Source organism: Rhodococcus sp. NCIMB 12038 (genome assembly GCF_002165735.1).
Classification (GTDB): Bacteria; Actinomycetota; Actinomycetes; order Mycobacteriales; family Mycobacteriaceae; genus Rhodococcus_F.
Genome location: NZ_NHML01000003.1, coordinates 202,957 through 229,724 on the forward strand (window position 1 = coordinate 202,957; position 26,768 = coordinate 229,724).

Annotated in this window: 30 protein-coding genes and 2 pseudogenes; 16 read left to right on the top strand and 16 right to left on the bottom strand. The window is 67.4% G+C overall.

Annotated features, from left to right (window positions below; all coding sequences use genetic code 11):
* The first annotated feature begins 35 nt into the window (after positions 1-35).
* Positions 36-953 (top strand): tRNA pseudouridine(55) synthase TruB, encoded by a 918-nt coding sequence (gene truB, locus CA951_RS04660; RefSeq protein WP_087555739.1) that lies wholly within the window; start codon positions 36-38, stop codon positions 951-953.
* 4 nt (positions 954-957) lie between these two features.
* On the opposite strand, the gene CA951_RS04665 is transcribed toward truB, so the two are convergent.
* Positions 958-1,671 carry a metal-dependent transcriptional regulator gene (locus CA951_RS04665; RefSeq protein ID WP_124392845.1) on the bottom strand — a complete coding sequence of 238 codons (714 nt, stop codon included), beginning with the start codon at positions 1,669-1,671 and terminating at the stop codon, positions 958-960.
* A 176-nt stretch (positions 1,672-1,847) separates the two neighbouring features.
* Between CA951_RS04665 and CA951_RS04670 the strand changes: the two genes are divergently transcribed.
* The 3 genes from CA951_RS04670 to CA951_RS04680 all read left to right on the top strand — a co-directional run bounded on the left by CA951_RS04670 (position 1,848) and on the right by CA951_RS04680 (position 5,788).
* Positions 1,848-2,822 (top strand): bifunctional riboflavin kinase/FAD synthetase, encoded by a 975-nt coding sequence (locus CA951_RS04670; RefSeq protein WP_025432373.1) that lies wholly within the window; start codon positions 1,848-1,850, stop codon positions 2,820-2,822.
* 110 nt (positions 2,823-2,932) lie between these two features.
* Entirely contained in the window at positions 2,933-3,202 is a 270-nt protein-coding gene (gene rpsO / locus CA951_RS04675; RefSeq protein WP_015890377.1) for a 30S ribosomal protein S15, read from the top strand.
* A 312-nt stretch (positions 3,203-3,514) separates the two neighbouring features.
* A complete protein-coding gene (locus CA951_RS04680) occupies positions 3,515-5,788 on the top strand; it encodes a polyribonucleotide nucleotidyltransferase (RefSeq protein ID WP_087555741.1) in 2,274 nt (757 codons plus the stop codon).
* An 83-nt stretch (positions 5,789-5,871) separates the two neighbouring features.
* Here the strand turns inward: CA951_RS04680 and CA951_RS04685 are convergent, their stop codons facing one another.
* On the bottom strand, positions 5,872-6,312 hold the full coding sequence (locus CA951_RS04685) for a protein-tyrosine phosphatase family protein (protein WP_087555742.1): 441 nt from the start codon (positions 6,310-6,312) through the stop codon (positions 5,872-5,874).
* A 47-nt stretch (positions 6,313-6,359) separates the two neighbouring features.
* Here CA951_RS04685 and CA951_RS04690 point away from each other — a divergent pair.
* Positions 6,360-6,674: pseudogene (locus CA951_RS04690) on the top strand (LysR family transcriptional regulator); the annotation flags it as partial.
* Positions 6,675-6,858: 184 nt separating this feature from the next.
* On the opposite strand, the gene CA951_RS04695 reads toward CA951_RS04690, so the two are convergent.
* Both CA951_RS04695 and CA951_RS45050 read right to left on the bottom strand, forming a co-directional pair.
* Complete coding sequence (locus CA951_RS04695) at positions 6,859-8,232, bottom strand: wax ester/triacylglycerol synthase family O-acyltransferase (RefSeq protein ID WP_087555743.1); 1,374 nt, start codon at positions 8,230-8,232, stop codon at positions 6,859-6,861.
* Positions 8,233-8,428: 196 nt separating this feature from the next.
* Positions 8,429-8,668: a three-helix bundle dimerization domain-containing protein gene (locus tag CA951_RS45050; protein ID WP_087555744.1), complete on the bottom strand. Its 240-nt coding sequence runs from the start codon at positions 8,666-8,668 to the stop codon at positions 8,429-8,431.
* Here CA951_RS45050 and CA951_RS04705 point away from each other — a divergent pair.
* Together CA951_RS04705 and CA951_RS04710 are read left to right on the top strand one after the other, a co-directional pair.
* Positions 8,561-9,175 carry a hypothetical protein gene (locus CA951_RS04705; protein ID WP_179220110.1) on the top strand — a complete coding sequence of 205 codons (615 nt, stop codon included), beginning with the start codon at positions 8,561-8,563 and terminating at the stop codon, positions 9,173-9,175. The genes CA951_RS45050 and CA951_RS04705 overlap by 108 nt on opposite strands.
* Positions 9,176-9,548: 373 nt before the next feature.
* Positions 9,549-10,802: an alpha/beta fold hydrolase gene (locus CA951_RS04710; RefSeq protein WP_256973326.1), complete on the top strand. Its 1,254-nt coding sequence runs from the start codon at positions 9,549-9,551 to the stop codon at positions 10,800-10,802.
* Positions 10,803-10,824: 22 nt separating this feature from the next.
* Here the strand turns inward: CA951_RS04710 and CA951_RS04715 are convergent, their stop codons facing one another.
* Positions 10,825-11,277 carry a histidine phosphatase family protein gene (locus CA951_RS04715; RefSeq protein ID WP_087555746.1) on the bottom strand — a complete coding sequence of 151 codons (453 nt, stop codon included), beginning with the start codon at positions 11,275-11,277 and terminating at the stop codon, positions 10,825-10,827.
* Between the two features lie 345 nt (positions 11,278-11,622).
* Between CA951_RS04715 and CA951_RS04720 the strand changes: the two genes are divergently transcribed.
* Positions 11,623-12,588 (top strand): NAD(P)-dependent alcohol dehydrogenase, encoded by a 966-nt coding sequence (locus CA951_RS04720; protein WP_087555747.1) that lies wholly within the window; start codon positions 11,623-11,625, stop codon positions 12,586-12,588.
* Between the two features lie 47 nt (positions 12,589-12,635).
* Here the strand turns inward: CA951_RS04720 and CA951_RS04725 are convergent, their stop codons facing one another.
* Together CA951_RS04725 and CA951_RS04730 are read right to left on the bottom strand one after the other, a co-directional pair.
* A complete protein-coding gene (locus CA951_RS04725) occupies positions 12,636-13,400 on the bottom strand; it encodes a 2-phosphosulfolactate phosphatase (RefSeq protein ID WP_087555748.1) in 765 nt (254 codons plus the stop codon).
* Positions 13,397-14,335 (bottom strand): LysR family transcriptional regulator, encoded by a 939-nt coding sequence (locus CA951_RS04730; RefSeq protein WP_087555749.1) that lies wholly within the window; start codon positions 14,333-14,335, stop codon positions 13,397-13,399. The genes CA951_RS04725 and CA951_RS04730 overlap by 4 nt, the downstream gene beginning before the upstream one ends.
* A 69-nt stretch (positions 14,336-14,404) precedes the next feature.
* On the opposite strand from CA951_RS04730, the gene CA951_RS04735 reads away from it, so the two are divergent.
* The 4 genes from CA951_RS04735 (at position 14,405) to CA951_RS04745 (ending at position 17,015) form a co-directional block, all read left to right on the top strand.
* A complete protein-coding gene (locus CA951_RS04735) occupies positions 14,405-15,625 on the top strand; it encodes an MFS transporter (protein WP_087555750.1) in 1,221 nt (406 codons plus the stop codon).
* Positions 15,626-15,703: 78 nt separating this feature from the next.
* A complete protein-coding gene (locus CA951_RS43295) occupies positions 15,704-15,856 on the top strand; it encodes a hypothetical protein (RefSeq protein WP_179220111.1) in 153 nt (50 codons plus the stop codon).
* 116 nt (positions 15,857-15,972) lie between these two features.
* Positions 15,973-16,596, top strand: coding sequence for a maleylpyruvate isomerase family mycothiol-dependent enzyme (locus CA951_RS04740; RefSeq protein ID WP_087555751.1), 624 nt, complete (start codon positions 15,973-15,975; stop codon positions 16,594-16,596).
* 212 nt (positions 16,597-16,808) lie between these two features.
* A complete protein-coding gene (locus tag CA951_RS04745) occupies positions 16,809-17,015 on the top strand; it encodes a hypothetical protein (RefSeq protein ID WP_087555990.1) in 207 nt (68 codons plus the stop codon).
* A 153-nt stretch (positions 17,016-17,168) separates the two neighbouring features.
* Here the strand turns inward: CA951_RS04745 and CA951_RS45055 are convergent.
* From CA951_RS45055 to CA951_RS04760, 3 genes and pseudogenes are all read right to left on the bottom strand, one after another.
* Positions 17,169-17,762, bottom strand: a pseudogene (locus CA951_RS45055) (class I SAM-dependent methyltransferase); the annotation flags it as partial.
* A gap of 71 nt (positions 17,763-17,833) precedes the next feature.
* Positions 17,834-18,682: a zinc-binding dehydrogenase gene (locus CA951_RS04755; RefSeq protein WP_256973327.1), complete on the bottom strand. Its 849-nt coding sequence runs from the start codon at positions 18,680-18,682 to the stop codon at positions 17,834-17,836.
* Positions 18,683-18,850: 168 nt separating this feature from the next.
* Positions 18,851-19,264: a cupin domain-containing protein gene (locus CA951_RS04760; protein ID WP_087555752.1), complete on the bottom strand. Its 414-nt coding sequence runs from the start codon at positions 19,262-19,264 to the stop codon at positions 18,851-18,853.
* Positions 19,265-19,546: 282 nt separating this feature from the next.
* Between CA951_RS04760 and CA951_RS04765 the strand changes: the two genes are divergently transcribed.
* Together CA951_RS04765 and CA951_RS04770 are read left to right on the top strand one after the other, a co-directional pair.
* Positions 19,547-19,882, top strand: coding sequence for a carboxymuconolactone decarboxylase family protein (locus CA951_RS04765; RefSeq protein WP_087555753.1), 336 nt, complete (start codon positions 19,547-19,549; stop codon positions 19,880-19,882).
* Between the two features lie 143 nt (positions 19,883-20,025).
* Complete coding sequence (locus CA951_RS04770; protein ID WP_087555991.1) at positions 20,026-20,925, top strand: alpha/beta fold hydrolase; 900 nt, start codon at positions 20,026-20,028, stop codon at positions 20,923-20,925.
* A 78-nt stretch (positions 20,926-21,003) separates the two neighbouring features.
* On the opposite strand, the gene CA951_RS04775 is transcribed toward CA951_RS04770, so the two are convergent.
* Both CA951_RS04775 and CA951_RS04780 read right to left on the bottom strand, forming a co-directional pair.
* Positions 21,004-22,347, bottom strand: coding sequence for an NAD-dependent succinate-semialdehyde dehydrogenase (locus tag CA951_RS04775; RefSeq protein WP_087555754.1), 1,344 nt, complete (start codon positions 22,345-22,347; stop codon positions 21,004-21,006).
* A gap of 74 nt (positions 22,348-22,421) precedes the next feature.
* Entirely contained in the window at positions 22,422-22,667 is a 246-nt protein-coding gene (locus CA951_RS04780; protein ID WP_087555755.1) for a hypothetical protein, read from the bottom strand.
* A gap of 109 nt (positions 22,668-22,776) precedes the next feature.
* Between CA951_RS04780 and dapA the strand changes: the two genes are divergently transcribed.
* Positions 22,777-23,682 carry a 4-hydroxy-tetrahydrodipicolinate synthase gene (gene dapA, locus CA951_RS04785; protein WP_087555756.1) on the top strand — a complete coding sequence of 302 codons (906 nt, stop codon included), beginning with the start codon at positions 22,777-22,779 and terminating at the stop codon, positions 23,680-23,682.
* 71 nt (positions 23,683-23,753) lie between these two features.
* Here the strand turns inward: dapA and CA951_RS44030 are convergent, their stop codons facing one another.
* The 4 genes from CA951_RS44030 to CA951_RS44035 all read right to left on the bottom strand — a co-directional run bounded on the left by CA951_RS44030 (position 23,754) and on the right by CA951_RS44035 (position 25,994).
* Positions 23,754-23,876: a hypothetical protein gene (locus CA951_RS44030; RefSeq protein ID WP_256973329.1), complete on the bottom strand. Its 123-nt coding sequence runs from the start codon at positions 23,874-23,876 to the stop codon at positions 23,754-23,756.
* Positions 23,877-23,923: 47 nt separating this feature from the next.
* A complete protein-coding gene (locus tag CA951_RS04790; RefSeq protein ID WP_087555757.1) occupies positions 23,924-25,345 on the bottom strand; it encodes a wax ester/triacylglycerol synthase family O-acyltransferase in 1,422 nt (473 codons plus the stop codon).
* A gap of 327 nt (positions 25,346-25,672) precedes the next feature.
* Complete coding sequence (locus tag CA951_RS04795; protein WP_179220112.1) at positions 25,673-25,810, bottom strand: hypothetical protein; 138 nt, start codon at positions 25,808-25,810, stop codon at positions 25,673-25,675.
* Between the two features lie 61 nt (positions 25,811-25,871).
* Entirely contained in the window at positions 25,872-25,994 is a 123-nt protein-coding gene (locus tag CA951_RS44035) for a hypothetical protein (RefSeq protein ID WP_256973330.1), read from the bottom strand.
* Between the two features lie 109 nt (positions 25,995-26,103).
* On the opposite strand from CA951_RS44035, the gene CA951_RS04800 reads away from it, so the two are divergent.
* Entirely contained in the window at positions 26,104-26,763 is a 660-nt protein-coding gene (locus tag CA951_RS04800) for a TetR/AcrR family transcriptional regulator (protein ID WP_087555759.1), read from the top strand.
* Positions 26,764-26,768 lie beyond the last annotated feature (5 nt).

Consider the following 26,768-nt stretch of genomic DNA (forward strand, 5'->3'; position numbering starts at 1 on the left):
CGGTGCCGTGACGGCGGCTGGCAGAATCGGGCCTCGTGTCTGCACGTGAAAAGCCCTCTTCCGGTCTCGTCGGCGCCGGACTGCTCATCGTCGACAAGGACGCGGGCGTCACCAGCCACGACGTGGTGGCCCGGTGCCGCAAGCTGCTCGGCACCCGGAAGGTCGGCCACGCGGGCACTCTGGACCCGATGGCCACCGGGGTGCTGGTGCTCGGTATCGAGCGGGCGACGAAGCTGCTGGGGCTTCTCGCGCTCACCACCAAGGCGTACACGGCCACGATCCGGTTGGGGCAGGCCACCACCACCGACGACGCCGAGGGTGACGTCGTCGCGTCGGCGGATGCTTCCGGTGTGAGGGACGAGGAGATCGCGGCGCAGGTGCGCACCCTCACCGGGGACATCCAGCAGATCCCGTCGAGCGTGAGCGCCATCAAGGTGGACGGCCGGCGGGCGCACGCGCTGATCCGGGCGGGGGAGGAGTTCGAACTCGCGCCCCGGTCGGTCACGGTGTCCCGGTTCGAGGTGATCGCCAGGCGCACCGAGGGCACGTTCGTCGACCTCGACGTCGAGGTGGAATGTTCGTCCGGAACCTATGTGCGCGCTCTCGCACGTGATCTGGGGATCGCGTTGATCGGCGTCGGCGGGCATCTCACGTCGCTGCGACGGACCCGGGTGGGTCCGTTCACGCTCGAGCACGCGCGCACGCTGGAACAGCTGGCCGAGGAGCCGGGTGTCAGTCTCGACATCGACGCCGCCGCGCAGACCGCGTTCCCGCACCGGCAGGTCGACGCGGACGAAGCCGAAGCGATCAGTCAGGGTCGCTGGCTCGAGCCGATCGGCATCAAGGGCGTCTACGCCGCGATCGATCCGAGCGGGCACACCATCGCGCTGCTCCAGGAGCGGGGAAAGCGGGCGAGTTCGGTGATGGTGGTCCGTCCCGCGACCCTGAGGTAGCCGCTCACACCAGCCAGATGGCCTGGGCTGCGGGGTTTCCGAGCTCGACGGTGTCTTCCTGGACGCCGATCCGGACCGACACGGTGCCGGCGAAGTCGCGTCGCTCCAGCACCGTCACCGTGACGTCCAGTGCCACACCCACCGAGTCGAAGTACCGCAGCATGGCCGGGTCGGAGTCCGAGATGCGGGCGATGCGGCCGCTCTCACCGTTGACGAAGTCGCTGAGCTGCCGTGCCGGGGGAGTGGGCACCGACCCGTCGACCGCGGGGATCGGATCGCCGTGCGGATCACGTTCGGGATGACCGAGCTTGGCGTCCATCCGGGAGATCATCAGATCCGAGACGGCGTGCTCGAGCACCTCCGCCTCGTCGTGCACCTCGTCCCAGCCGTACCCGAGTTCGTGCACCAGGTACGTCTCGATGAGGCGGTGCCTGCGGACCATCCCGACGGCGGCGACGCGACCCGCCTCGGTCAGGGCGATCGACCCGTAGCGGGCGTGATCGACGAGGCCCTGGTCGGACAGTTTCCGGATGGCCTCCGACACGGTGGACGCCGACACCCCGATCTTCTCGGAGAGCAGTTTCGTCGACACCCGCTCCTGCGACCACTCCTGAACGGTCCAGATGACCTTCAGGTAGTCCTGCGCCACTGCCGAGAGCGCCCCGGTCTCGGAGGTCGAGTCCTCGGTCACGCTCTGGTCATTCTTGTTCACGGCCACGCCCCCGAGCTTAGGCAAGTCTTACCGGCGAGACACATCGACACACCTGATCCGTCCCCGGGGGGCGTTACCGACGACCGTGAACCGCGAGGTCGTGACGTTTCCCCGCCACGCCCGACCGCCGGACAGGCGGTCCGAAGATGAACATCGGCGCGCGGCACCGTAGGCTGCCACTCGTGCTGAGATGGCGTGGTCTCGACGAGGTTCCTGCCGACTGGGGTCGTTGTGTTCTCACGATCGGCGTATTCGATGGCGTGCACCGAGGTCACGCCCAATTGATCAGTCGAGCGGTGGCGGCTGCCCGCACGCGTGGAATACCCAGCGTGCTCATGACTTTCGATCCTCATCCGATGGAAGTGGTTCGTCCGGGCAGTCATCCCGCCCAGCTCACGACGCTCGCCCGCAGGGCGGAGCTCGCGGAGGAGCTGGGCATAGACGTGTTCTGTGTCATGCCGTTCACCGCCGAATTCATGAAGCTGACGCCCGAGCGGTACGCCCACGAGATCCTCGTGGAGCGCCTGCACGTGGCGGATGTCGTCGTCGGTGAGAACTTCACGTTCGGCAAGAAGGCCGCGGGCAACGTCGACCTGCTGCGGCAGATCGGCGACCGGTTCGGGTTCGCGGTCGACGGTGTGACACTGCTCGCGGAGCACGCGGTCACGTTCTCGTCCACCTACATCCGCTCCTGCGTGGACGCCGGTGACATGGCCGCCGCGACGGAGGCCCTCGGGCGCCCGCACCGCGTCGAGGGCGTCGTCGTCCACGGCGACGGTCGTGGACGGCAGCTCGGGTACCCGACCGCGAACGTCGCGCCGCCGATGTACGCCGCGATCCCCGCGGACGGCGTGTACGCCGCCTGGTTCACCGTGCTCGGGCACGGAGTCGACCTGGGCACCGTCACGTCCGGCGAGCGGTACATGGCTGCCGTGTCGGTGGGCACCAATCCCACGTTCTCCGGGCGGACGCGCACCGTGGAGGCCTTCGTCCTCGACCGGGAAGCCGACCTGTACGGCCAGCACGTGGCCGTCGACCTCGTCGAACGTCTCCGGGGGATGGAGAAGTTCGATTCCGTCGACGACCTCATCGTCGCGATGGGCAAGGACGCCGAACGCGCCCGCGCGATCCTGGCGGCGTCGGAGGACGTGCGGTAAAGCGCTCGCATTTCAGCTGGTAAAGTAGACCGCTGGCGTGCGCTGCGGTTCGCGGCGGCCGCGCCGAGTTTCGATCCTTGCACGCGAACGTCATCACCAGGAGTGAACAAGTGGCATTGACCACCGAAGAAAAGAAGCAGGTTCTGAGCGAGTACGGCCTGCACGAGACCGACACCGGTTCGCCGGAGGCGCAGGTGGCCATGCTCACCAAGCGCATCGTCGATCTCACTGAACACCTCAAGATGCACAAGCACGACCACCACTCCCGCCGCGGCCTCCTGCTGCTGGTCGGACGCCGTCGTCGTCTGCTCAAGTACGTCCAGAAGGTCGACATCGCGCGTTACCGCTCGCTGATCGAGCGTCTCGGCCTGCGTCGCTGAGTTTCGCAAACAGCGATCATTTCGATCGCAAATCACTCCGGTAGCCGGCGGGGCCTTGCTTAGACTGGGCCTCGCTGGCTATCGGTGTTAGCTGCCGAGGGCAGCACTACCGTATGCACCCGAGAATGTGGTGTCGGTCTTCGGTAGTGGTCTTCCGGACACGGTCCGGCGGACTTCGATCGACGACCGCCTCCGCACAGTGACATCCCGAGAACTCGAGAGGGGGATGTCCCTCAGGTGCGCAGTTCTCGCCAGGAGGGTGAGAACGCCCCCGCGGGTACGGCGAAGACGAGAGGGAAGTGAAAAGAAGAGATGTCAGAGAATTCCGCAGTAGAGGTCGATGAGGGCGTGTTCGAATCCACCGCCGTGATCGACAACGGGTCCTTCGGAACCCGCACCATTCGTTTCGAGACCGGTCGCCTCGCACAGCAGGCCGCCGGCGCCGTCGTCGCCTACCTGGACGACGAGACGATGCTGCTGTCCGCGACGAGCGCCAGCAAGCATCCCAAGGAGCACTTCGACTTCTTCCCCCTGACGGTGGACGTCGAGGAGCGCATGTACGCCGCGGGCCGTATCCCCGGCTCGTTCTTCCGTCGTGAGGGCCGCCCCTCCACGGACGCGATCCTGACCTGCCGCCTGATCGACCGGCCGCTGCGCCCGTCGTTCGTCGACGGTCTGCGCAACGAGATCCAGGTCGTCGTCACGGTGATGAGCCTGAACCCGCAGGACCTGTACGACGTGGTCGCGATCAACGCCGCGTCCGCCTCCACCCAGATCGCCGGACTGCCGTTCTCCGGCCCCGTCGGTGGCGTGCGCGTCGCACTCATCACGTCGGACGACAACAAGGCCGGCCAGTGGGTTGCCTTCCCCACCGTCGATCAGCTCGAGAACGCCGTCTTCGACATGGTCGTCGCAGGCCGCATCGTCTCCGGCAGCGGTGACGACGCCGACGTCGCGATCATGATGGTCGAGGCCGAGGCCACAGACAACGTGATCTCCCTGATCGACGGCGGCGCACAGGCTCCCACCGAGACGATCGTCGCCGAGGGCCTCGAGGCCGCCAAGCCGTTCATCGCTCGCCTGTGCACCGCGCAGCAGCAGCTCGCGGAGAAGGCGTCCAAGCCCACCGGTGACTTCCCCGTCTTCCCGGCGTACCAGGACGACGTGTTCGCCGCCGTCGAGGCCGCCGCAGCGGAGAAGCTCAGCGCGGCACTGACCATCGCCGGCAAGCAGGAGCGCGACGACAAGACCGACGAGGTCAAGGTCGAGGTCCTCGAGCAGGTCGCCCCGAACTTCGAGGGACGCGAGAAGGAACTCGGCGCGGCATTCCGCTCGCTGACGAAGAAGCTGGTCCGTCAGCGCATCCTGCGCGACCAGTTCCGCATCGACGGCCGCGGCATCACGGACATCCGTTCGCTGTCGGCCGAGGTCGCCATCGTTCCGCGTGCACACGGCTCCGCCCTGTTCGAGCGCGGCGAGACCCAGATCCTGGGTGTCACCACCCTCGACATGGTGAAGATGGCGCAGCAGGTCGATTCGCTCGGACCCGAGACGTCCAAGCGGTACATGCACCACTACAACTTCCCGCCGTACTCCACCGGTGAGACCGGACGCGTCGGTTCGCCGAAGCGCCGCGAGATCGGTCACGGCGCGCTGGCGGAGCGGGCACTCATGCCCGTGCTGCCCAGCGTCGAGGAATTCCCGTACGCCATCCGTCAGGTCTCGGAGGCCCTCAGCTCCAACGGCTCCACCTCGATGGGCTCCGTGTGCGCGTCGACGCTCGCGCTGCTCAACGCCGGTGTGCCGTTGAAGGCTCCCGTCGCCGGTATCGCCATGGGCCTCGTCTCCGACCAGGTCGACGGTGAGACCCGGTACGTCGCGCTCACCGACATCCTCGGTGCCGAGGACGCGTTCGGCGACATGGACTTCAAGGTCGCGGGCACGAAGGACTTCGTCACGGCGCTGCAGCTGGACACGAAGCTCGACGGCATCCCGTCCAAGGTCCTCGCCGGCGCGCTGTCGCAGGCCAAGGACGCACGGGCGACCATCCTCGAGGTCATGGCCGAGGCCATCGACACCCCCGACGAGATGAGCCCGTTCGCCCCGCGCGTCACGGCCATCAAGGTTCCCGTCGACAAGATCGGTGAGGTCATCGGCCCCAAGGGCAAGATGATCAACTCCATCACCGAGCAGACCGGCGCCAACATCTCCATCGAAGATGACGGCACCGTGTTCGTCGGTGCGACGGACGGCCCGTCCGCGCAGGCCGCGATCGACATGATCAACGCCATCGCCAACCCGCAGCTGCCGAAGGTCGGCGAGCGCTTCCTGGGGACGGTCGTCAAGACCACCGCCTTCGGTGCGTTCGTGTCGCTCCTCCCCGGCCGCGACGGGCTGGTGCACATCTCGAAGCTGGGCAGCGGCAAGCGCATCGCCAAGGTCGAGGACGTCGTGAGTGTCGGCTCGAAGTTGCGTGTCGAGATCGCCGACATCGACAACCGCGGCAAGATCTCGCTGATCCCTGTCGAGGAAGACGGTGCTGCGGCTCCGGCCGAGCAGAGCGAAGAGGCGGCTGCCGAGAAGTAGCCTTCTCCCGGTCATCACGCCGGCGGCCCCGCACGAATCTCGTGCGGGGCCGTCGGCGTTCTCGTGTCGTACGGGTCGGGGGGTCAGGAGGATGCGGTGGTGAACCGTCCGACATACCGCCGCTGCCATGGCGTCTCGACCGCGTGCCGGTGATAGTGCTGCCGGACGTACGCGACGGCGTCCCGCGCAGGCACCCCGTCGAGGACGGCGATGCAGGCGAGCGCGGTGCCCGTCCGGCCGCGGCCGCCCCCGCATGCCACCTCCACCCGCTCGGACGCGGCGCGGCGCCACACCTCGCCCAGTGCATCCAGGGTGTCGTGGCGGTCCCGGGGCAGCGCGAAATCGGGCCACCGGACCCACCGTGAGTCCCACTGCACCGGAGGCGGTGTGCGCCCCAGCAGGTAGACGGCGTAATCGGGCAGGGGACCGTCGGGGAGCGGTCGCCGCAGCCCCCGGCCGCGGACGAGGCGCCCGGACGGCAGGCGGAGTATTCCGGGAGCGTCGGCGTCCCAGGTGTCGATCATGGCCGTCACTCTATGCGGGGGATCTGTCCTCATGACGGGCAGCGTCACGGCTGCATCTCACCCAGCCGTCCCTCGGTGCGCAACTGCAGAAGCTCGAGAAGTCTCTGGGTGTGCGACTCGTCGCGCGGAATTCGCACGAGGTCGAGTTGACCTCTGCGGGCGAGGAATTCGAGGCTCAGGCCCGGTTGATCGTCTTCCGGATGGAGAAGGCCGCGCAGAATGCAAAGGCCACCGCGGAAGGGCGATCGGGAACCCTGAACATCGGATACGACATGCCGGCAAGCACGCACGTGCTGCCGTCCGTGCTGGCCAAGGTGAGTGCCGTGCACCCGGACGTCGTGGTCTCGTTGTGGGAGAGGTGAACCGGACCCCAGCTTGCGGACGGCACGCTCGATGTGCCCTCCCCGAGTCGGACCGGCATCTCTCGTGATGCGCGGGGATCGAGTGCCCGACTCGACCCGCTGGCAGGGCAATCCCATCGCACCGGAGCCCGAACGCCGCCGATGACCGTGCGTGGGGGACCATTCGCGTAATGCGCCGTCGGCGTCACGGGGAGGCCGCACCGACCGCCGTGTCGAGATCGGTCAGTGCGGTGTCGAGGTGGCCGATGATCCGATGCAGGTGGGGGACCGCGGTGCGGTCGCCGACCACCGCGACGTGCAACTGCCCGGAACGGCTGGTCAGTGTGATGCTCAGCGCCTGGCCACGCGCGAGGGTCGGGATCGGGTAGACGGCGTCCAGATGGGCGCCGTTCCAATACCGCGGCCGGGTCGGTCCCGGGGTGAAGGAGATCATCACGTTGAACGGCGGCGGGATGTCGTCGAGGACCCGGCGGACCGGGTCGAGCATGATCGGGCTCAATGTCAGGGCACTGATCAGTTGAAATTGGGTACGGCTCAGGGCGGCGACAACTCCGCTGGTGTGCGCTACGGAGTCGGCGATCCGGTTCAGGCGGGCGAGTGGGTCGCCTTCGTCGGTGGCCAGGGACACCACCATTGCCCCGATCCCACGGTCGCCGCCCGGCCCGATGGTGGGGCCCTCGCCGAGGTCGAGCGGGACGGGGAGCATCGCGGTCAAAGGCGCGTCGGGAAGGGCGTATTGGTCGAGGAGATACGTGCGGAGCGCTCCCGCGCACATCGTCAACACCACTACGTCCAACGGTGCGCCGGTGCAGGCGGCGAGTCGGCGCAGCCGTTTCAGGGGCCAGGATCGGGCGGCGACTTTTCGGGCGCGGCCGGTTGGGGCGTTGAAGATCGTCGGCGGGGACTGCAGAGGCAGCGTGAGAGTCTCCTCGGTCAGGCCGTGGTAGCCGGCGCGGACCAGAGTAGGGACGGCGGCGGCCATCTCCCGCGTGATGCCCAGGCCGGACCACAGCACTCCGCGGGGGTTCAGTGACTGATGTGGAGCAGGTGCCGCGACGGACGGGCTCCACGGCGCCGGGCAGTCCCGGCTGTCCGGATCGACCGAGAGCGTACGGTGCAGCAGCCGCATCCCGGAGGCGCCGTCGGTCAGGGACAGGTGAAATTTCGTGTACACGGCGGTGCGCCCGTCGGTGAGGCCCTCGATGACGTGCATCTCCCACATCGGGTGCTGCGGATCGAGCGGGATCGAGTGCATCTGCGAGACCAGCCGCAGCAGCTCGGCCATGGTGCCGTCGCCGGGAACGGCGCTGTGCCGCACGTGGTAGCCCAGATCGACGACCCTTTCCGACCGCCACCACGGATACCCGTGTAGGGGGCGGATGGGCAATTTGCGGAACAGCTCGGAGGCCTCGGTGTTCGCGTGCAGGCGCTCGACCATGTCGGCGGCGTGGGCACCGGGTGCGGTGTCGTTCGGGGGATCGAACAGGGCCAGCGTGGCCACGTGCATCGGGTGCGACGGGGATTCGAACAGCAAGAACATCGCCTCGGTCGGGCTCATCGGCGCCAGCCCGCCGACCTCAGCTCGCACGTCCCACCTCCCGGCCTCTGTGGTCCCCAGCAGAGCACACCGCGCCCGTGAGGATCGTGGTTTCCGTCGACACCACCGACACCGGACCTCACGCAGGCACGCAGGCACGCAGGTCCGTGGATTGTGGGAGTCGCGGCGGGTTCCCGCCGTCGGAGCAGTGTGAGGCCTAGGGCGACTCGTGCACTCTCGGGTACGCGCTGGACGGCGCGATTGTCAGGGATTTGTCGAGTGCCTTCACCGCAGCGCGTTCGACGAGCAGGGGCACGAAGTCCCGGATCCGGCAGCTGTCGAATCGATGATGGGCGGTCTCGACCGCATTCTCGACCCGGCCGGGGTCGACGTATTGGTATCGCTGGATGAGGTGTGCGCGCACCACGTCGATGTGTTGCCGCTCGGTGACGTCCATAACGGAAATTGTCGTCCCGTCGGCCGCTGTGAGGAAGGGGTTTCCGGGGCTGTTGATCGAGCGGATTTCGATGCTGCGATGCGGACACGTGGCGGGGGCATGACGAACGCCCTCGTCCGTGAGGGGCTGGCGGAGCTTGCCGCCCGGTACCGCGTTACAGACGTGCAGGTGACGAGTGTCGATGTGGCGCCGGTCGAGACACTGGATGTGACAGTCCGGAACCCGGCGAAACCGGATCAGCTCGACCGGTACACCTTTGACGGCGAGTCGTTGAGCGAAGCCAGTCCGGTGATGGTCTCCGCCTTGGAAGATCTCGATGCGCGGGCGTTCCGGCTCGGCGACGTTCCGGCGCTGGGTCGTGTCGAGGCGCTGGTGGATGATGCCCTCGCGCACACCGGATTCGATGGGGGAGCAGTGGCGGGTATTTTCGGTGAACAGGACCGAGGGGCTATGGCCTACGGTGATGGTCGAGTCACCGCGGTCGTGATCGAGGTGCAGCGGCTGTGACCGGACCGGTGGAGTTGGGTGTGGAGCCCGCGCCGCGGCGGCGACGGGATTTCCACCAACTTTGCGTTGTATTGCGTCGGGGACCGGGGACCGGGGGCAGACGGTCGACGAGGGATGGCTGCGTCCGTTCCTGCTGATCTGGGCGGCGTATCTGGTGGTCGTGGCAGTGGTGTTCTCGGCCGGACGCGTGGCGAGGAGGCCGTACCGAAATGCGGACCCGGAGGATTAGCCGGTGCCTTGTCGGCGTTGAAACCAGGAGGGAACGGACAAACTTCGTTCCCGAGGAGCAACGCACCGATGCACTTCTCACGAGGGAGTGCCTCCTCAGCGATCCGACCTGGACCGGTGGGTATCGGAGCGGTAAGGAGTGGTCATGACCATGGCACGCTCACCCGTGAGCTGTGATCCGGAAATCTGTCTCGCCCAGTATCTGCCACGCGATGTCACCCGCAGCGCGCTCGGCCACCGGCGGGTCACGATGAACCTGGACATCACCGACCACGGCACATGGACCGTCCGCATCGACGAAGGCACCGTCACGTACCGACGCGGCGGGGTTGCACACCCGACCAGCACCGTCCGCACCGACGCGGCCACGCTCGGCGACCTGCTCGCGGGCCGCATCAGCGTGGCCGACGCCTTCCTGTCCGGAGCACTCGTGATCCGCGGCAGCATGACAACGGTCCTCGCGATCGGCGGTACGTTCGCGCCCGACGTCGAATTGCCGACGCGGGCACGCGCCCGCGAGACCAGCGCCTACGGGGTGCGCACGGCTTACCTCGAAGCGGGTGACCCGGACCAACGGCCGGTGGTGCTGCTGCACGGTCTCGGCGCAAACAACTCCTCCATGCTGCCGGTGCTGGCCGACCTCGCATCGGACCATCGTGTGATCTGCCCCGATCTTCCCGGGTTCGGATCCTCGGCGGCCCCGGCCTGGCGTTACACCCCCGAACAGTTGCATCGCTGGTTGCGGGCTTTCCTCGATGCGGTCGACGCCCGCGGTGCCGCGCTGATAGGACACTCTCTCGGCGGCCGCGTCGCACTCGAACTCGCACTGCGCGACCCGGACGCTGTGACCGGGTTGGTGCTGCTGTGCCCGGCGATGGCCTTCCGTCACCGGCGCCGACTGACCTCACTGGCCCGGGTGCTTCCGCTGGATGTGGCGCGCCTTCCCCTCGCCGTGCCGCCGCGCCTTCTCCACGCGGGGGCCCGTGCCGGGCTGCGGGCTCTGCTGGCGGATCCGGGCGTGGTGCCGCGGCACTGGTACGAGGCCGCAGCCGACGAATGGGAGCTGTCGTTGCGGCATGCCTCCCGTCGCCGGGCGCTGTGGTCGGCGCTGCTCGGCCTGTATCTCGACGAACCGTTCGGGGAGACCGGCCTCTGGGACCGGATCGCGGTCCTCGAGGTGTCCGCGCTGTTCCTGTGGGGCGACCACGACACACTCGTTCCGGCCCGATTTGCCCGTCACGTCACGAGCGCCGTTCCCGCCGCCAGGTCGGTGACGCTGCAAGCCTGCGGGCATGTACCCCAGTTCGAGCAGCCCGAAATCACCCTCCGCCTGATCCGCGAGCAGCTCGCCACCACAGCCCGTGAGCCGACCCGCTCGAACACGGGGCGCATAGCCTGAGCGCCGAAACCACAGCGTGGCTCTACTGCGGTGGGACGGGCGCGATATAGCGCGGTGGGGCATGTGCATTCAGCAGCCAGGCTCCGCCCTTCGCAGTCTGCCCGATGGGGTACATGCGTGTTCCGTCGGCGCGGGTGCATGCCGCCAGCCCGGTGAGGACCTCGCCGTGGGTGCACCACAGGGTGCCGGCGAGTTCGACGGTGTCCAGCGCGGCGCACAGTTCGTCGGGAACCGCATCGGGGGCGAGCAGCGGATGTTCGTGGATGGGTAGGCGACGGGCGGCGGCCAAGGGGGCGAGTGTGTCGAGGCACCGGGTCGTCGGGCTGCAGTACAGAACGCGTAGCTGGACTCCGGCGAGTGTGTCGACGAGGCCGGCGGCCTGGTCACGTCCCAGGGCGCTGAGGGGCCGGTCGGCATCTGGCCCGCTCCAGTCTTGCTTTCCAATCGCATGGGCGTGCCGGAGCAGGACGAACATCCCGGGCCTCCCTCGACGAGAGCGTGCGTGTGCGGGTCAGCATAGGCGCTTCGAGGTGTGACTGTGCGCGACCCGGAGAAGGCACGCAATCCATGTCCACGCGGCCCGGGACCAGTCCACGTCCGTCGATCAGGACCTCCGCGATAGTGCTCCGGACGTCGCAAAATATGTTGGGCGCGAGCATCTTCCCTGGGATATGAGTAGGTTCGGATCCGTCGTAGCCCGGTGGCCGGGTCGGGCACCACGGTGGATTCGAGTTGATAGTCTCGTCGAGGCCCGAGGATGAGCGATGATGGGATCGATCGGCGACGATGTCGGACGAGCTTTCGGGAGGAGGATTTGCCGGTGAAGGCAGTCGTGTACTCCGAGTTCGGACCACCGGAAGTCCTCAGCGTCCGTGATGTTGCGCGACCCACACCGAAGCCGGACGAGGTGCTGGTGCGAGTGCACGCGACGACGGTGACGAGGGCCGAGACCCTCATGCGCAGGGGGTCGCCCCGTTGGGGACGCATCGTCCTCGGCGTCACCCGGCCGCGGAGGAATCGGCGGATGCTCGGGCTCGAATTTTCCGGAATTATCGAAGCGGCGGGCGCGGACGTACGCCGGTTCGCCACGGGCGACCAGGTTTTCGGATTCGCCGGATTCCATCTGGGTGCGTGCGCCGAATACATCTGCTTGCCCGAGTCCGCGTCGCTCGAGCGGAAGCCCGCCCGCATCGGCTTCGAGGAGGCGGCCGCCGCGGTCGACGGCCCCTCGACGGCGCTGTACTTCCTTCGCGACAAGGCACACGTCCGTAGCGGCCGGCACGTCTTGGTCAACGGCGCCTCCGGGAGCATCGGAACCGCCGCGGTGCAACTCGCCAAACACCTCGGCGCCGAAGTCACCGCGGTGTGCGGGTCCCGTAACGCCGATCTGGTCACCGACCTGGGAGCCGACCACGTCGTCGACTACCACACGGAAGACTTCACTTCACACCACGAGGCCTACGACGTCATCTTCGATACCGTCAGCCCGACTTCGTTCGCGCGATGCCGACGGGCACTCACGCCGCACGGCTGTTACCTCCCCACGACCGGTCTGATCAACTGGCCGCTCGGTGCGTGGACCGCGGTGCGCGGCGGAAGAACCGTTCGACCGGGGATGTCCGTCGAGAAGAAGAGCGCACTTGCCTACGTGAAGGAACTGATCGAATCCGACCGTTTCCGCATCGTCGTCGATCGCAACTTCCCGCTGGATCGGATCGTCGACGCACACCGATACGTCGACCTGGGCCACAAGGTCGGCAATGTGACGGTCACCGTCAGCGCTTGAGAACGCTCGGCACCCGAACGGAACATCGAGGCGGCCGCATCCGACGGTCAACCGGCTTCCCGTCCTCGGAAGACGCGGTCCTCGAGGACCGGGACGGCGGTGCTCCGGTCGACTTCGGCGGCGATGGCGACGTCCTCCGGGTATCCCGCTGCGCGCAATTCACGTCCCGACGCAGACGCCGCGAGGGACTGCGGGAGGGTGTCCGCGACGGCGCGCCAGGCGGCGATGGCCATCAGTGCTTCCGGCGACGCTTCGGCGTCCCAGCCGGTCGCGGTCAGTGCGTACATCACGGCGCCCGCACCCCACAGGTCTTCGATCGCCGGCCGGAGTTCGCCGCTCGGCCACTTCTCACCGGCGGCGATCACCGACACCACCGACGTCGGCGGGCAGTGCCGGGCGATCCAGCCGGCGACCGCGGTTGCATTCCGTAGGGACGCTCCGACGCACACCCCGGCTCCGGTGCCGAGTTCGAAGCAGATGCTAGATCCGTTCGGCGAGGGGAGGACCAGCCTGCGCGGCGCGGTGGTGCGTCGAATCGTGTTCGGCGACAAGCTGATCTGCCCGTTCGACGCGCGGCTGCGCCCGACGGCGAGGGCCGCGTCCGACTCGCGGGCGTAGCGCTCCGCCGAATCGTCGTTCCATCGGTACGGCAGCACGTCGATGCCGGCGTCGACCGCCACGGTCAGGGTGGTGGTGAACGAGAGGACGTCCACCACGACCGCGACATCGGCGGCGGCCCCGACGGCTTTCGCCCCCGGCAGACCCCAGTCGAATCGCAGTCCGTAGTTCAGTTGAAGATGTTCGCGGTTCACGTCGACTCCCTCGGGTTCGGTTGCTCGTCGTGACGGTTCTCCGTCGAGGTGAGCGCGACGAGGGCGGTGAGCACCGTGCTGACCGCGGATCGCGGGGCGCCGGGCAGCAGCGCGGCACCGATGTCCCGGGTCGCCCGGGGATCGTCGAGGCGTATCTGCGCGCAGCCGGGTGGGGGAGTGTCGGCGGCCGGCATGATGCCCACGCCCAAGCCGGACGCCACCAGGCCGGACACGGTCCGCAGGTCCTCGCCTTCGAACGCGATCGTGGGGAGAGCGCCGGCCCGTGCGAACAGGTCGTCGACGGATCCGCGGAGGCCGTAGCACGGCTTGAGCGTGATGATCGGCTCGGATGCGAGGTCGCGGATCGTCGTCGATGTCGAGACGGCCAGGGGGTGGTCGGAGGTCACCAGGACGACGAGTGGCTGTTCGAACAGCGGCGTGACCGTCAGTCCGTCCGGCGGAGGGTTGAGACGAGAAACGAGGGCGATGTCGGCCTCCCCGTCGACGAGGGTGTTCAGGCACGTGCGCCGCGCGCCCTGGCTGAGGACGAACCGGATCGCCGGATCCTCTGCGCGGACGATCCGAATCAACTCGGGCACGAGGTGCTCGCCGAGCGACGTCTGAAAGGCGATCCGAACGGTTGCACGCGTCCGTCGGTCCTGGGTCCGGACGGCGTCGAGGCCGTCCACGACCGCTTCGAGTGCGCGTTGCGCGTACGGCACCAGCGTCCGGCCTGCATCCGTCAACCGGACGCCCCGCCCGTCCGGTTCCAGGAGGGGTGTGCCGAGTTGCTTCTCCAGCCGGCGGACTATCCGGCTGACCGTGGGCTGTGGCATTCCGAGCATCGCGGCGGCAACGGTCACGTGTTCGACCTCGCCGAGGGCGACCAGGACGGGAAGGTGCGGCAGCAGGGCCTTGACCCCCTCACTATTCATGATCCAACTGTATGAGTTCTTCGCCCAACATGCATTGGATTCATCGGTCGTGTCCTTACCGTCGAAGGCATGTCCGCTACGCATTTCACCGAGAGGGACACCCGCGAGCCGGTGGCCTCGCGAGATCTGCCGAGGGAGTCGAATCGGGACCGCCGACTCTCGGCGGCCCTGTGGTGTGCGGGCCTGGCGACCTTCGCGTTGATGTATGCGCCGCAAGGGCTTCTGACGCAGATAGGGCACGACGCCTCCGTCAGTGCTGCACAGGCGTCGCTCCTGGTCTCGGCGGCCACCCTCGGGCTGGCGTTGTCGGTGTTGCCGTGGGCCCGGTTCTCGGATCGAGTCGGACGTCCCACCGCGATGCGGTATGCGGCGGCGTCCGCCGGGCTGCTCGCCGTGGCCGTCCCCTGGCTTCCCACGTTCGAGGCCCTGGTGGCGGGACGCTTCGTGCAGGGTGTGGCGCTCGGTGGACTGCCCGCGTTGGCGATGACGCTGCTCCACGAGGTCGCGGCTCCGGCGCGGACGGCGGTGCTGGCCGGTTCCTACGTTGCCGCAACATCTTTGGGTGGGCTGAGCGGTCGGCTTCTGGTCGTCCCGGTGGCGGATCATCTCGGGTGGCGTCCCGCGCTGGCGATTCTCGGAGTGGGCCTGGCGATTCTGATGGCCGTCCTGATCGTGCTGTTACCCGCCGGGCGGGGGCGGCGCTCCTCCGTCCCGTCCGGCGGCAGGCTCGCCGTTCACCTACGGGATGTCCGGCTATTGGCACTGTTCGGCATCGGTGCGCTGCTCGTCGGCGGCATGGTGGCGGTCTTCAACTACCTTCCCTTCCGCCTCGAGACGGCCCCCTATCATCTCGCGCCGACGGTGGTGTCGCTCATCTTTCTCGCATACCTGGCGGGCACTGCGGGCTCCCGCGCCGCGGGCTGGCTGGTGGGACGGCTCGGCCACCGAACCGTGCTCGCGCTGGCCTGCGCCTTCATGGCCGGGGGGACGGTGCTGAGCCTCGACGGATCGCTGATCCTGATCCTCCTCGGTCTGGCCGCGGTCACCGCCGGACTCTTCGTCGGCCATGCCGTCGCATCGGGCATGGTCGGCGCGCATGCGACAACGGGCCGTGCACAGGCGACGGCGCTGTACAACGTCTCCTACTACGCCGGATCCAGCCTGTTCGGCTGGGTCGGAGGTATCGCCTGGGCGAGCGGGCAGTGGGGCGGCGTGGCCGTGCTCGTCCTCGTCCTGACGATGCTGGCCCTCGTCCTCGCGCTTCTCCCGAAGGCAAACCCGCCGCGGTGAATCCCCGGTGGGCCGGGGCTACGATCCGAGGGCAGACCTGTTGTAATGGGGGACGAGAGACAAGGGGGAGGGTGCTTGATGACTGACGTATTCCTGCTCGGTGCCGTGCTGTCCGGCGGCATCGGTGTCCTGGGATTGGCGGTCGCACTGTTCGGGGGAGCGGAACCGAACCCGCTGTGCGCGTGTACGTTCGACGGCCGAACCGAAGTCTGTGACGATCGCCGGTCTTGACCGGACACTCGAACCCGAGTTGCCGGACGTCGAATTCGCGACCGGGTGACCGACGATTTTCCGCGGATCGGGGAGTCCTACACGGTAGACGATGTGTCCGACCGAAGGAGAGAGCCGTGGAAGATGTCTGGTCGATGGTGCACGCGGAGCGTGCCGCGCTGATCGACGACCTCGTGAACCTCGACGCCGAGCGGTGGGACGAGCCGTCGCTCTGCGGCGAGTGGACGGTCCACGACGTGGTCGCTCACCTGGTCGACACGGCTCGGACGACGCGCCTCGGGTTCGTGGTCGGGCTCGCCCGGGCGCGGTTCGACTTCGACCGCCAGAACGCTCGCGGCGTGGAACGCGAACGCGGTGCCTCGCCGCAGGAGACGCTGGAGCGGCTTCGCCGGGTGGCGTCGCGCACGTCGACACCCCCGGCGCCCCTCGACAGCCGGCTCGTCGAGGAGGTCGTCCACGGTGAGGACATCCGTCGACCGCTGGGTCTCACCCGCTCCTACCCGGCGGAGGCAGTCGTCAGATCGCTCCGCCTGCAGACGCGCACCCCGGCGTCCTTCGGCGGCGCCAAGGAACTTGTCGCCCGTGTCCGGCTGACGGCCGCGGACGCCGACGTATCCATCGGTGACGGCCCGGAAGTGAGCGGCAACGCCCTGTCACTCCTTCTGGCCGTCTCCGGCCGGAAGGTGGCGCTGGACGACCTCGACGGACCGGGAGTCGGCACGCTGGCGGTGGCGCTCTGAAATCGTCCCGCAGGGGGCGCGATTCGGTCGTGGGATTGTGCGCGGCCTCCGGGCTCGCGTTCGTCGCCGTCTACTGGCTGTACAGGAAACTGGATGCAGACGTCCGCGCACTCGAGCGGGTGGTCTGACACAACCGAGCATCGCTGGTGCAGGCCACTTTCGGCAGGTGCGATCCGGTCCGCATGCGCGCAGACTGTAACCAGGAGGTCATCATGCGATTGTTAAAGGGCCTGCTCGATGTGGTGCTGGGAATCCTCACGGCCGTACTCGGCACGGTGCTGGGGATCGTCGCGGCCGTGGTGTGGCTCGTCGGCGGGATACTGTGCGTCACGATCCTCCTGATTCCCCTGGGCCTGCCCGTCATGAGGCTCGCCCGCCGCCTGTTCACCCTCGCCGGAAAGCTGATGCATATTCCCTGACAGCGTCTCCCCGGCCGGCATGGGCTGGTGGCCGCCGCTGCGCAGGATGAAGAAGATGAACGGGGCTTCACGGCTGAGCTGCTCGAAGAGTTCGGGGGAGCGATCACGCACAGCGGTACCGGGGCGCGGCTCCGAGACGCGTTCGACGGTGAATCCTGCCGCGGTGAAGGCGTCGAACATTGCGTGCAACGGCCGGTGCCAGAACCTCATGAGGAAGGTCTCGCCGGACTTGACCCATTCCTCGGTGAACTCGAACGTTCCGAGGTAGTCGCCCTGCCCGGACGGCCTGAAGTCCACGAACGGGTGATGCGTCGAGATGACGACGCACCCGCCCGGCGCGAGTACCCGTCGAAACTCGGACAACGGCGTCGACCAATCGTGGAGGTAGTGCATCACCAGCGACGCGACGACGACGTCGAAGGTCGACGACCGGATGGGCAACTGCCGGCCGAGATCTGCCTGGATCAACGGGACGTCGGGTCCCAGGCGGTTTCGGGCGATTGCGAGCAGGTTCGTACTGACATCGACGCCGGTGACTGCAGCGCCCGCGGCGACGAGCGCCTGCGCCAGCACACCGCTGCCGCAGCCCGCATCCAGCACCCTCCGGCCGGCGACGTCGCCGACCAGCGCCAGCATCGCGGGGCGCTCGTACAACGAGTTGTACACGTTGTCCTCGATGTCGGCGTCGTACGCCGACGCGTACTTGTCGTAGTCGTTGAATATCGCCACGATCCGATCATGGCGCATCGAAGCCGCCGCTGGGTCCTGGCGCGGCGTAGCCGAATTCGTCACTGGCGGCTCGACTGCCGCAACGGTCGTCAGAGAAGGGTGATCACGATCTTTCCGAGCGCCTCCCCGGAACGCAGCCGATCGGCAGCCCGCTGGAACTGCGTGAACTCCACGGTCAAGTCGATGACCGGACGGATCTCACCACGGGCGACGGCGGGAAGGACCTCGGGCAGGAGGCCGGCGATGACTGCGGACATCTCCCAGTCACGGGTGAACCCGAAGGACACTCCGTGGACGGTGAGGTGACGGTAGGACAGGTGATCGATGTCGATCGTCGAGGTCGGACCGGAAACGCGGCCGATGTTGACCACGTGACCGTCCTCCTTCGTCGCCCGCAGGCAGTCCGCGAAGGTCTGCCCCGCGACATGGTCGAGCACGACGTCCACGCCGCGGCCGTCGGTGGCTGCGAGCGTCGCCTCGGTCAGGTCCTGCTCGCCGGTCACGATGACGGAATCGACGCCGACGCCGGTCAGCAGGTCCCGCTTGGCGCTGCTGCGCGTCGTGCCGATCACCTGCGAGGCACCCAACGCCGTGACCATCTGGGCTCCGATGAGGCCGATCGCGGTCGAGGCGCCGGTGATCAGCACGCTCTGCCCTGCCGTGAACCCGGCGGTGGTGAGCGCGCCGTGTTCGGTGAGCAGGCCCGTCGGCAACGCGCAGGCGATCTCCGGGTCGAGTCCCTCCGGGCGGGGCAGGACGAATCGGTGGTCGGTGACCACGTACTCCGCGAAGGCCGACGGGATCGACCCCATCACCGCGTCACCGATTTGCCAGGTGTCCACACCCTCGCCGAGTGCGGCCACCTCGCCGGCGTACTCGAACCCTGCGATGTACTTCCTGCCGTGCCCGCCCGCGGTGGGGTCGGCTCCGGTGAGCATCGGGATGTCGGCGTTGTTGGTCGCCGCAACCCGGACCGGATCAGGACCTGACCCGGTCCGGGTTGCGGAACGGGCACCTCCTCGAGGACCCAGTCGGGGCCGATCCCGCCGACGAGTGCGCGCATCGTGTCGGTCACAGGTGATCTCCTCTTGTGGTGTTCGGCTTGTTCAGGGGCGGCGGGTGCGCGGTGCGTGGTACTGCTCGTCGGTGACTTCCTCGAGCCAGGTCGTCTCCAGCGTGCCGGATCCGTCGCCTTCCCAGATCGCGAGGTGTTCCATGAACCGGTCTTCGGCGGCGCCGTGCCAGTGCTCCTCACCGGCAGGACAGGTCACGGTCTCGCCCGGGTGGGCTGCGAAGACGACACCGTCGCGCGTACCGACCAGCGCGACACCGGAGACGACGTGCAGGGTTTGCCCGAGGACATGGCGATGCCAGAACGTGCGGGCGGCGGGGGAGAAGCGAACCATGTTCGTCCGCGCCCGCGAGGGTTCCTCGCCTGCGTAGATGATGTCGTACCAGACGTCGCCGGTGAATTGTCCGGCCGGACCCTTGCCCGTGGGGACGGGGGTGATGAACTCCATGATGTGCTCCTCAGTTGTCGGTGTCGAGGTCGAGGTCGAACCCGAGCTCGCGGGGGGCCTGCTCTTCCAGGCAATCGCAGTACCTCCCTCAGCGTTGCGGCCCCGCGTGCCGTGGAGGGCACAGGGCGTGGCTCTGGGTCGAGCATCGTGATCGGTTGCTCGGGTGCACGGAGTTTGACGATCGCATTTGGATAGATTATATATTATTGCATGACGGGCAGTCCTCGACCGTCGTGGAAGCAGACGTAATACGTTCCTGTGCAGTCCATTCGGAAGGACTCAATGGTGGATCAACCGTCCAGGGCTCAGCAAGCGATCGGCTCGCTCGCCCCCAAACTCGTGGAGCTGACTGACGATGTGCTGTTCGGCGACGTCTGGACTCGCCCCGAGCTGCCGCCGCGCGATCGCAGCCTGTTGACCATCGCCTCGCTGGTGACACAAAGCCGCCCCGATCAGCTGCACTTCCACCTCGGGAAGGCGCTGGACAACGGCCTGGCCGCGGAGGAGATCGGCGAGGCCATCACCCATCTCGCGTTCTATGCCGGCTGGCCGTCCGCCTCCGCCGCGATACGCGCACTGCGGACCGTTGTCGACGAGCGGGAGGGCGCAGAAGGCTGAAGTCGTCGCATCTGCCGAGCTGGGGTTTACCACCGCCATACGGCTAAAACGGCGCACAACACCCGCACCGGGTGAATTACTGTTCACCCCGTGGTGCACCATGGTGGAGAATGCTCGACTCGATGATGTTGGTGAGGAACTCCATGGATCCCGTAGTCGCACAATCCGAATTCACCGGTGATGGTGTCATGCTTGCCGGCGACCGATGGGATCCACCGACGCCGGGTGACGGCGGATCAGGCGTCGGCAGAAAGGGCCTGGTCCTGCTGCTGCACGGCGGCGGGCAGACCCGGCATTCCTGGCGAAACACCGGACGCAGTCTCGCGGCGGACGGCTGGTCCGCCATTGCGCTGGATGCCCGTGGGCATGGAGACAGTCAGTGGGCACCGGACGGGGATTACGGCATCGATGCGTTGGTCGCCGACTTGACCTCGGTCATCACAGAGCTGGGGGAGAAGCCGGTACTCGTCGGTGCCTCGATGGGCGGTATGACCTCGTTGATCGGGCAGGGGGAGAATCCCGATCTCGCTCGCGGCCTGGTTTTGGTCGATATCGCGCCGAAGGTCGAAACGAGCGGTACCGCGGAGATCATGGCCTTCATGCGCAGTGGCCTCGAGGGTTTCGAGAGCCTCGACGACGCGGCAGCGGCGATCGCGGCGTATACCCCGAACCGTGTCCGCAAGCCCAACCCGCAGGGGCTGCGCAAGAACCTTCGCCTGCGTGATGGCCGTTGGTACTGGCATTGGGATCCGGAGTTCTTGCGCGTCGGCGACGAACCCACTCGCCAATCCGACTCGATCGTACGATACGAACGCGCTCGGGACGCCGCGGCCGCGATCACCGTTCCCACGATGCTCGTTCGTGGCAAGCAATCCAACGTGGTCAGTGAGGAAGGCGCGAAGGAACTGCTCGAGCTGATCCCGACCGCGAAGCTGATCGACGTCACCGGGGCCGGTCACATGGTCGCCGGCGACGACAACGATGTCTTCAGCGGCGGGTTGAAGGGATTCCTCGACGAAGACGTTGTCGCGGTCCGCCGCTGAAGGCATCGAGCCCCAGACCACCAGAGGCGTCGATACCGACCTCCACCCCGAGCGTGTCGAAACTCGGGAGTCGATGGTTCAGCTGATGCGGATGAGTTTCTTGTTCACGAATTCGTCGATCCCGTATTTGCCGAGTTCGCGACCGAAACCGGAACGTTTGACACCGCCGAACGGCAGCTCGACTCCTTCGGCGCCGACGGCGTTGACGAACACCATGCCCGCGTCCAGCGAGTCGGCGACACGATCGGCCTGATCGGGGTCGGTGGTGAAGACGTAGGAACCGAGACCGAACGGGGTGTCGTTGGCCAGTTCGACGGCCTCGGCCTCGGAGCCTGCCTTGTAGACGGTCGCTACCGGCCCGAACAGTTCCTCCCGGTACGTGCGCGAATCGGGTGACACATTCGTCAGGACTGCGGGTGGGAAGAAGGCGCCCTGCCGTTCACCCTCGGACGCAATGGTGGCTCCCTCGGCGATCGCCTGCTGCACCTGCTCGGCCAGTCGGTCTGCGGCGGCGACCGACGACAGCGGCGCGAGGCCGTCTGCAGAGGCGAGCACCTCCGTGGTGAACTTGCCGACGAAATCGTCGTACAGGTCCTCGGCGATGATGAATCGCTTCGCAGCGTTGCAGGCCTGCCCGGTGTTTTCGAAACGACCTTCCACCGCCGCCTTGACGGTGGCATCGAGGTCATCGGAACTGAGCACGATGAACGGATCGGAACCGCCGAGTTCCAGCACCACCTTCTTCAGGTTGCGTCCGGCGATCTCGGCGACCGCCGCACCCGCACGCTCGGACCCGGTCAGCGACACGCCCTGGACTCGCGGGTCGGCGATCGCGTCGGCGATCTGCTCGTTGGTCGCGTAGACGTTGACGTAGGCGCCCTCCGGATATCCGGCGTCGCTGAAGATCTGGTGCAGCGCCGCCGCCGATTCGGGACACTGCGGTGCGTGTTTGAGCACGATAGTGTTGCCCAGCGCCAGATTCGGACCCGCAAACCGGGCCACCTGGTAGTAGGGGTAGTTCCACGGCATGATGCCGATCAGCACACCGATCGAGCGCCGCCGGATCAGCGCGGAACCGGTGCCCTCGACCAGGTCGATGGGCTCGTCGGCGAGGAACTTCCCGGCGTTGTCGGCGTAGTACTGGTAGATCGCGGCGCTGAAGTCCACTTCCCCCAGCGACTGATCGAGTGGCTTGCCCATCTCCCGCTGGATGATCTTGGCCAGTTCGTCGCGGCGTTCGGTGTGTAACTCGGCGACTCGCGTGAGCAGTCCAGCCCGCTCGGAAATCGTCGAGCGCCGCGACCACTCACGGTGCGCCTTGTCCGCCGCGGACAACGCCGCCTGCATCTCCTCGTCGGTGGCAGTCGGGTATTCGCGCACCGTCTTCCCGGTGGCCGGGTCCACTACTGCGTACAGGCTCATGTCGCGTCTCCTCGGAAGGGTCGGGTACCCCAGTATTACGCGCGACGAGGTACTGCCGTGGGTAGTCACCGGGACTATTCGGTTGTGAGCTCGTGCATGCGGCCGTGGGCGACGGAGACGGCATCGGCCGAGCCCACCAGATCGCTGCCGTCGCGACTCACCGATGCCATCTCTCCAGGCCTGACATCCTGTGCCAGAACCACCTCAGAACAGCCCGGTGCTCCGATCGTGTTGCCGCACCGCATGATCGAGAACTCTTCCGCCGGTCCGAAAGGGTGGCGTTTCGCGACGGCCGCCGCGACCAGCTCACCGGTTGTCACGGCTACGACCGTGGCGGTCGTCGTCCGCCGGCCGACCTTGGTGGTTGCAGTCAGTGAATAACCGGTTCGGTCAACGCTGTCGCCGTTTGATGGCGCATACACTGGGGCAATGACACTCCCGTCAGCGCCTGTCGCCCCGTTCGGGCGCGTACTTACCGCGATGGCTACGGCGTTCACCGTGGATGGCGAGATCGACGAGGAGGCGACTGCCCGAATCGCCCTGCACTTGGTCGACCACGGACACGACGGACTGGTCGTCTCCGGGACAACCGGTGAGGCCGCCACGACTACCACCGCCGAAGATGGTCGGATACTGCGAGCGGTCAAGGACGCGGTAGGCGACCGCGCCAAGATCATTGCCGGGGTGGGGACGAACGACACCCGCCACACGCTGGAATTGGCGCGCCAGGCTGTCATGCAGGGTGCCGACGGGCTGCTGCTGGTAACGCCGTACTACAACAAGCCGAGTCAAGGCGGGATACTGCAACACTTTCGCTACGTCGTGGATGCCGTCGATGCCCCCGTCATGCTCTACGACATTCCCAGCCGGGCCGGCACCAAGCTGGCACCCTCGACATTCGAGGCGATGGCGGACTGGCCGTCCGTGGTCGCGGTGAAGGATGCAGCCGGCGACCCCACACAAGCGATCATGCTGCGCGAATTGGGCTACGCGGTTTACTCGGGAGACGACAGCCTCACCCTGGGTTTCCTCGCGTACGGGGCCTGCGGGGTCGTCTCTGTTCTCGGTCACGTGGCGGGCGACGAGATCCGCGCCATGATCGAGGCCTTCTTCTCGGGGGACGTCGAAACCGCGCGGGAGATCAATGCCCGCCTGCAGCCGGCTCTGCGTGCGGTAATGGGTGTCCCCAACTACGGTGCGACGACGATCAAAGGGGCGCTGCAGTTGCTCGCTGTCCTGCAGAACAGAACCGTGAGGTCCCCGCTACTTGCTCTCGACGACGGCGAGTACGAAGCGCTTCGGACGGGGCTGCTCGCGTCAGATTTGCTGCGCTGACCGGGCCGAGTGGGCACTGAGATCTGGATCGACTCATGCGACCACCCACCTGCGTGGCGTGATCGATTGTGTCAGCCGTTGGCGTGGAAGGGGACGCCGTGTCCGCGGTGGCGCGGGGTGGGGCGGTGGAGGATCGTGTGGAGGGCGGCGGTGCCGCCGAGTAGCAGTAAAAGCAGTGCCTTGTGGATGTTCATGGAATTCCTTCTCCTGGGCGGACGCCGGTGTTGTGGCGTCGGTGGTGTTACAGGCCGACGACGTGTTCGAGGGCGTCGAGTTCGGTGTCGAGGTGGTCGAGCATGTGGTGCAGGTCCGGGATGGTGCGCCGGCAGCCGGTCAACCCGAATACGAGCTGGTCGTCGCTGCTGGTGCAGGTGATGTTCAGGGCTTGTCCGGTGACCGGGATCGACAAGGGGTAGAGGGAGTCGAGGCGGGCGCCGTTCCAGTACAGAGGGGTGTCGGGTCCGGCGACGTTGGAGATCACCAGGTTGAACGGCGGCCGCTGTGGTCCTCGCCGGCCGAGGAGCATTTCGATACCGAGGGGGGCGGCGCCGACGGCGCTCATCGCCAGCACTTGGGTGGGGCTCATCGCGCGGAGGGCGTGTTTGCCTTCGCGCATGCAGGTGCGCACGGTGTCGAGGCGGTGGGCGGGGTCGGGTAGGTGGGTGGCGAGGTTGCACATCAGGACCCCGATCCGGTTCCCGTTCGCGGATTCCGCATCGGTGCCGGAGGTGTTGGGGCGCAGGGACACCGGGACCATCGCGATCAGTGGATCGGTCGGCAGCGCACCGAGGTCGTGCAGGTAGCCGCGCAGTGCTCCTGCGGACATCGCCAGGATGATGTCGTTGACGGTGGCGTCGGCGTGCTTGGCGAGCAGTCGTATCCGTTCGAGTGGCCAGGTGCGGGCGGCGAAGTGGCGGGCGCCCCCGATCGCGACGTTGAAAATCGTGTGCGGTGCCTGCGTGGACAGCGGGCCGCCCTTGGCGCGAAGGGCGCGTTCCACGGTGCCGGCCAGTGCCGGTGCCAGGCCGACGACCTCGCTCGACGCGTCGCGGGCGCCGCGCAGGACCTGACCCGGTAGGCCACGCAGGCTTGTCGGCGTCGATGATCCAGGTTCTGGCGGGGCAGTGTCGGTCGGGGTCACGGGTGTGGCGGGTTGCCAGGGGGCGGGCATGCCCGTGCGGGTGGGGTCCTCGCTCATGCTGCGGCGCAACAAATTCATCGCCGATGCGCCGTCGGCGAGGGCGTGGTGGATCTTGGTGTATACCGCGTAGCGGCCATCGGCGAGGCCTTCGATCAGGTGCATCTCCCACAGTGGGCGGGTCCGGTCGAGTGCAATTCCGTGTAGTCGGGCCACCAGGGTTATCAGTTCGGGCATGCCGCCCGGTTGGGGGAGGGCGTTGCGGTGCACGTGGTAATCGACGTCGACGTCGGTCGCGGTGTCCCAACCCCACTGTCCCAGGGTGGTTACCGATCGTCGGGCCTGCTTGCGGAAGAGCGGTGCCACCTCGTCGGAGGTTGCAGCCGTCTCGAACATCGCCCCAATGTCGGCCGCGTCGGCGCCGTCCGGCGGAGTGAATACCGCCAGGCCGCCGACGTGCATCGGATGTTCCCGCGACTCGCCGAGGAGGAACAGCGAATCGGTCGGCGACATCGGCAGCAGCATGTGAGGTGTCCCTTCCGGCCCCGCTCGCACACCCGCACTGCCACTGCGGGGTTCCCGGGAACCTTGTGTTCAGCTCTAGGTAATCGAGTTGTAAGGTAACGGTCAGGTGTGGTTCATGTCACAATCTGGCATCCCTTATTCAGTTGTACAGGACGCGCGGACAACCGCGCGAGGCCGAAAGTCCCGGATAGGACAAGTCGGGCAAGTGAACAGTCGGCCAGGCGGGCGACGCGTCACCGTCGATGCCTTCTCGGTGCTGTCCGCCCGTGCCTACTCCTGTCGGCGAAACGTCTAATACCGCTGTGAGTGTGGAACTTGCGGGGAGCATCAGCCCTGGCCGGCGAGCACCAGGCCGTCGCCCGTGAGCAGGCCGAGCCACGGCAGTGGGAACAGAACGACGAACGCGAGATACGTCGTCAGCCCCATTTCGGCGATGGTGGGCCACGAATGGCGCCGCCATGCCATCCACGTCAGGTGGGGCGTTCGGAATCGACGGTGCTCACGGCCTTCTCCTTGCACTGTGGGATCAGGGTGCGGTGGCGATTGCGTCCTCGCGGACGCCGACAGCGGTGTCTTCGGCGAGCTGCCCCGCCCCGGCGTACACGGTCGCCGGCACCACCGCGCCGATCGCGGTTCTCCAACCGGCCACAGTGTGCTGGAAGAGGGTGTTCCTCGACCGCGTTCGGGCACGGACGGGCGCGTCGCTGAAATCACCTGAACAGGGTTGTATTGAAAACTCGTGCGTTCTAGAATTGGGTATGGCAACGGTCGAGCCCGACTCGGCGGTGCCGGGCGGATCCGGGACCCGCCGGTACCGCTCTCCGCTGCGTCGCATGCAGGCAGCGCAGACGCGGGCAGTCGTGCTCGAGGCCGCCACCCGGTTGTTCGCCGAGCGCGGCTGGGTCGGCACCGGAGTGCGGGATGTCGCGCGGGCTGCGGCGGTTTCCGTCGAAACCGTCTACGCGACATTCGGATCCAAGGCCGACTTGTTGAAGGCGGCGCTGGAGGTTGCCATCGTCGGCGATGACGCTCAGGTGCCGTTGGCCGACCGGCCCGTCTACATGGCGATCGGTGCGGGGCGCACGACCGGTGACCGCATCGAGTCGGGCGCGCGCCTGATCGCCACGATCAACGAGCGCACCTACCGCCTGGCCGTGGCAATTCGCCAGGGTGCGACAGCGGATGCCACGCTCGCAGCGGTGGCCGCCGACCTGGAGGGGCAGCGCCGGCGCGCGGTCGCCGACGTTGCAGAGCTGTTCCTGGGTCATCACGCCGATCCGGGTCAGGTCGACGAACTGTGGGTCCAGACCCACGACCAGGTCTACGCCCTGCTCGTGGGCGAATGCGGTTGGAGTCCCGTCCGTTACGAGTCGTGGTTGACCGACCGCATCGAAGAAATCCTCGGCCGCCCGGTGTGACACAC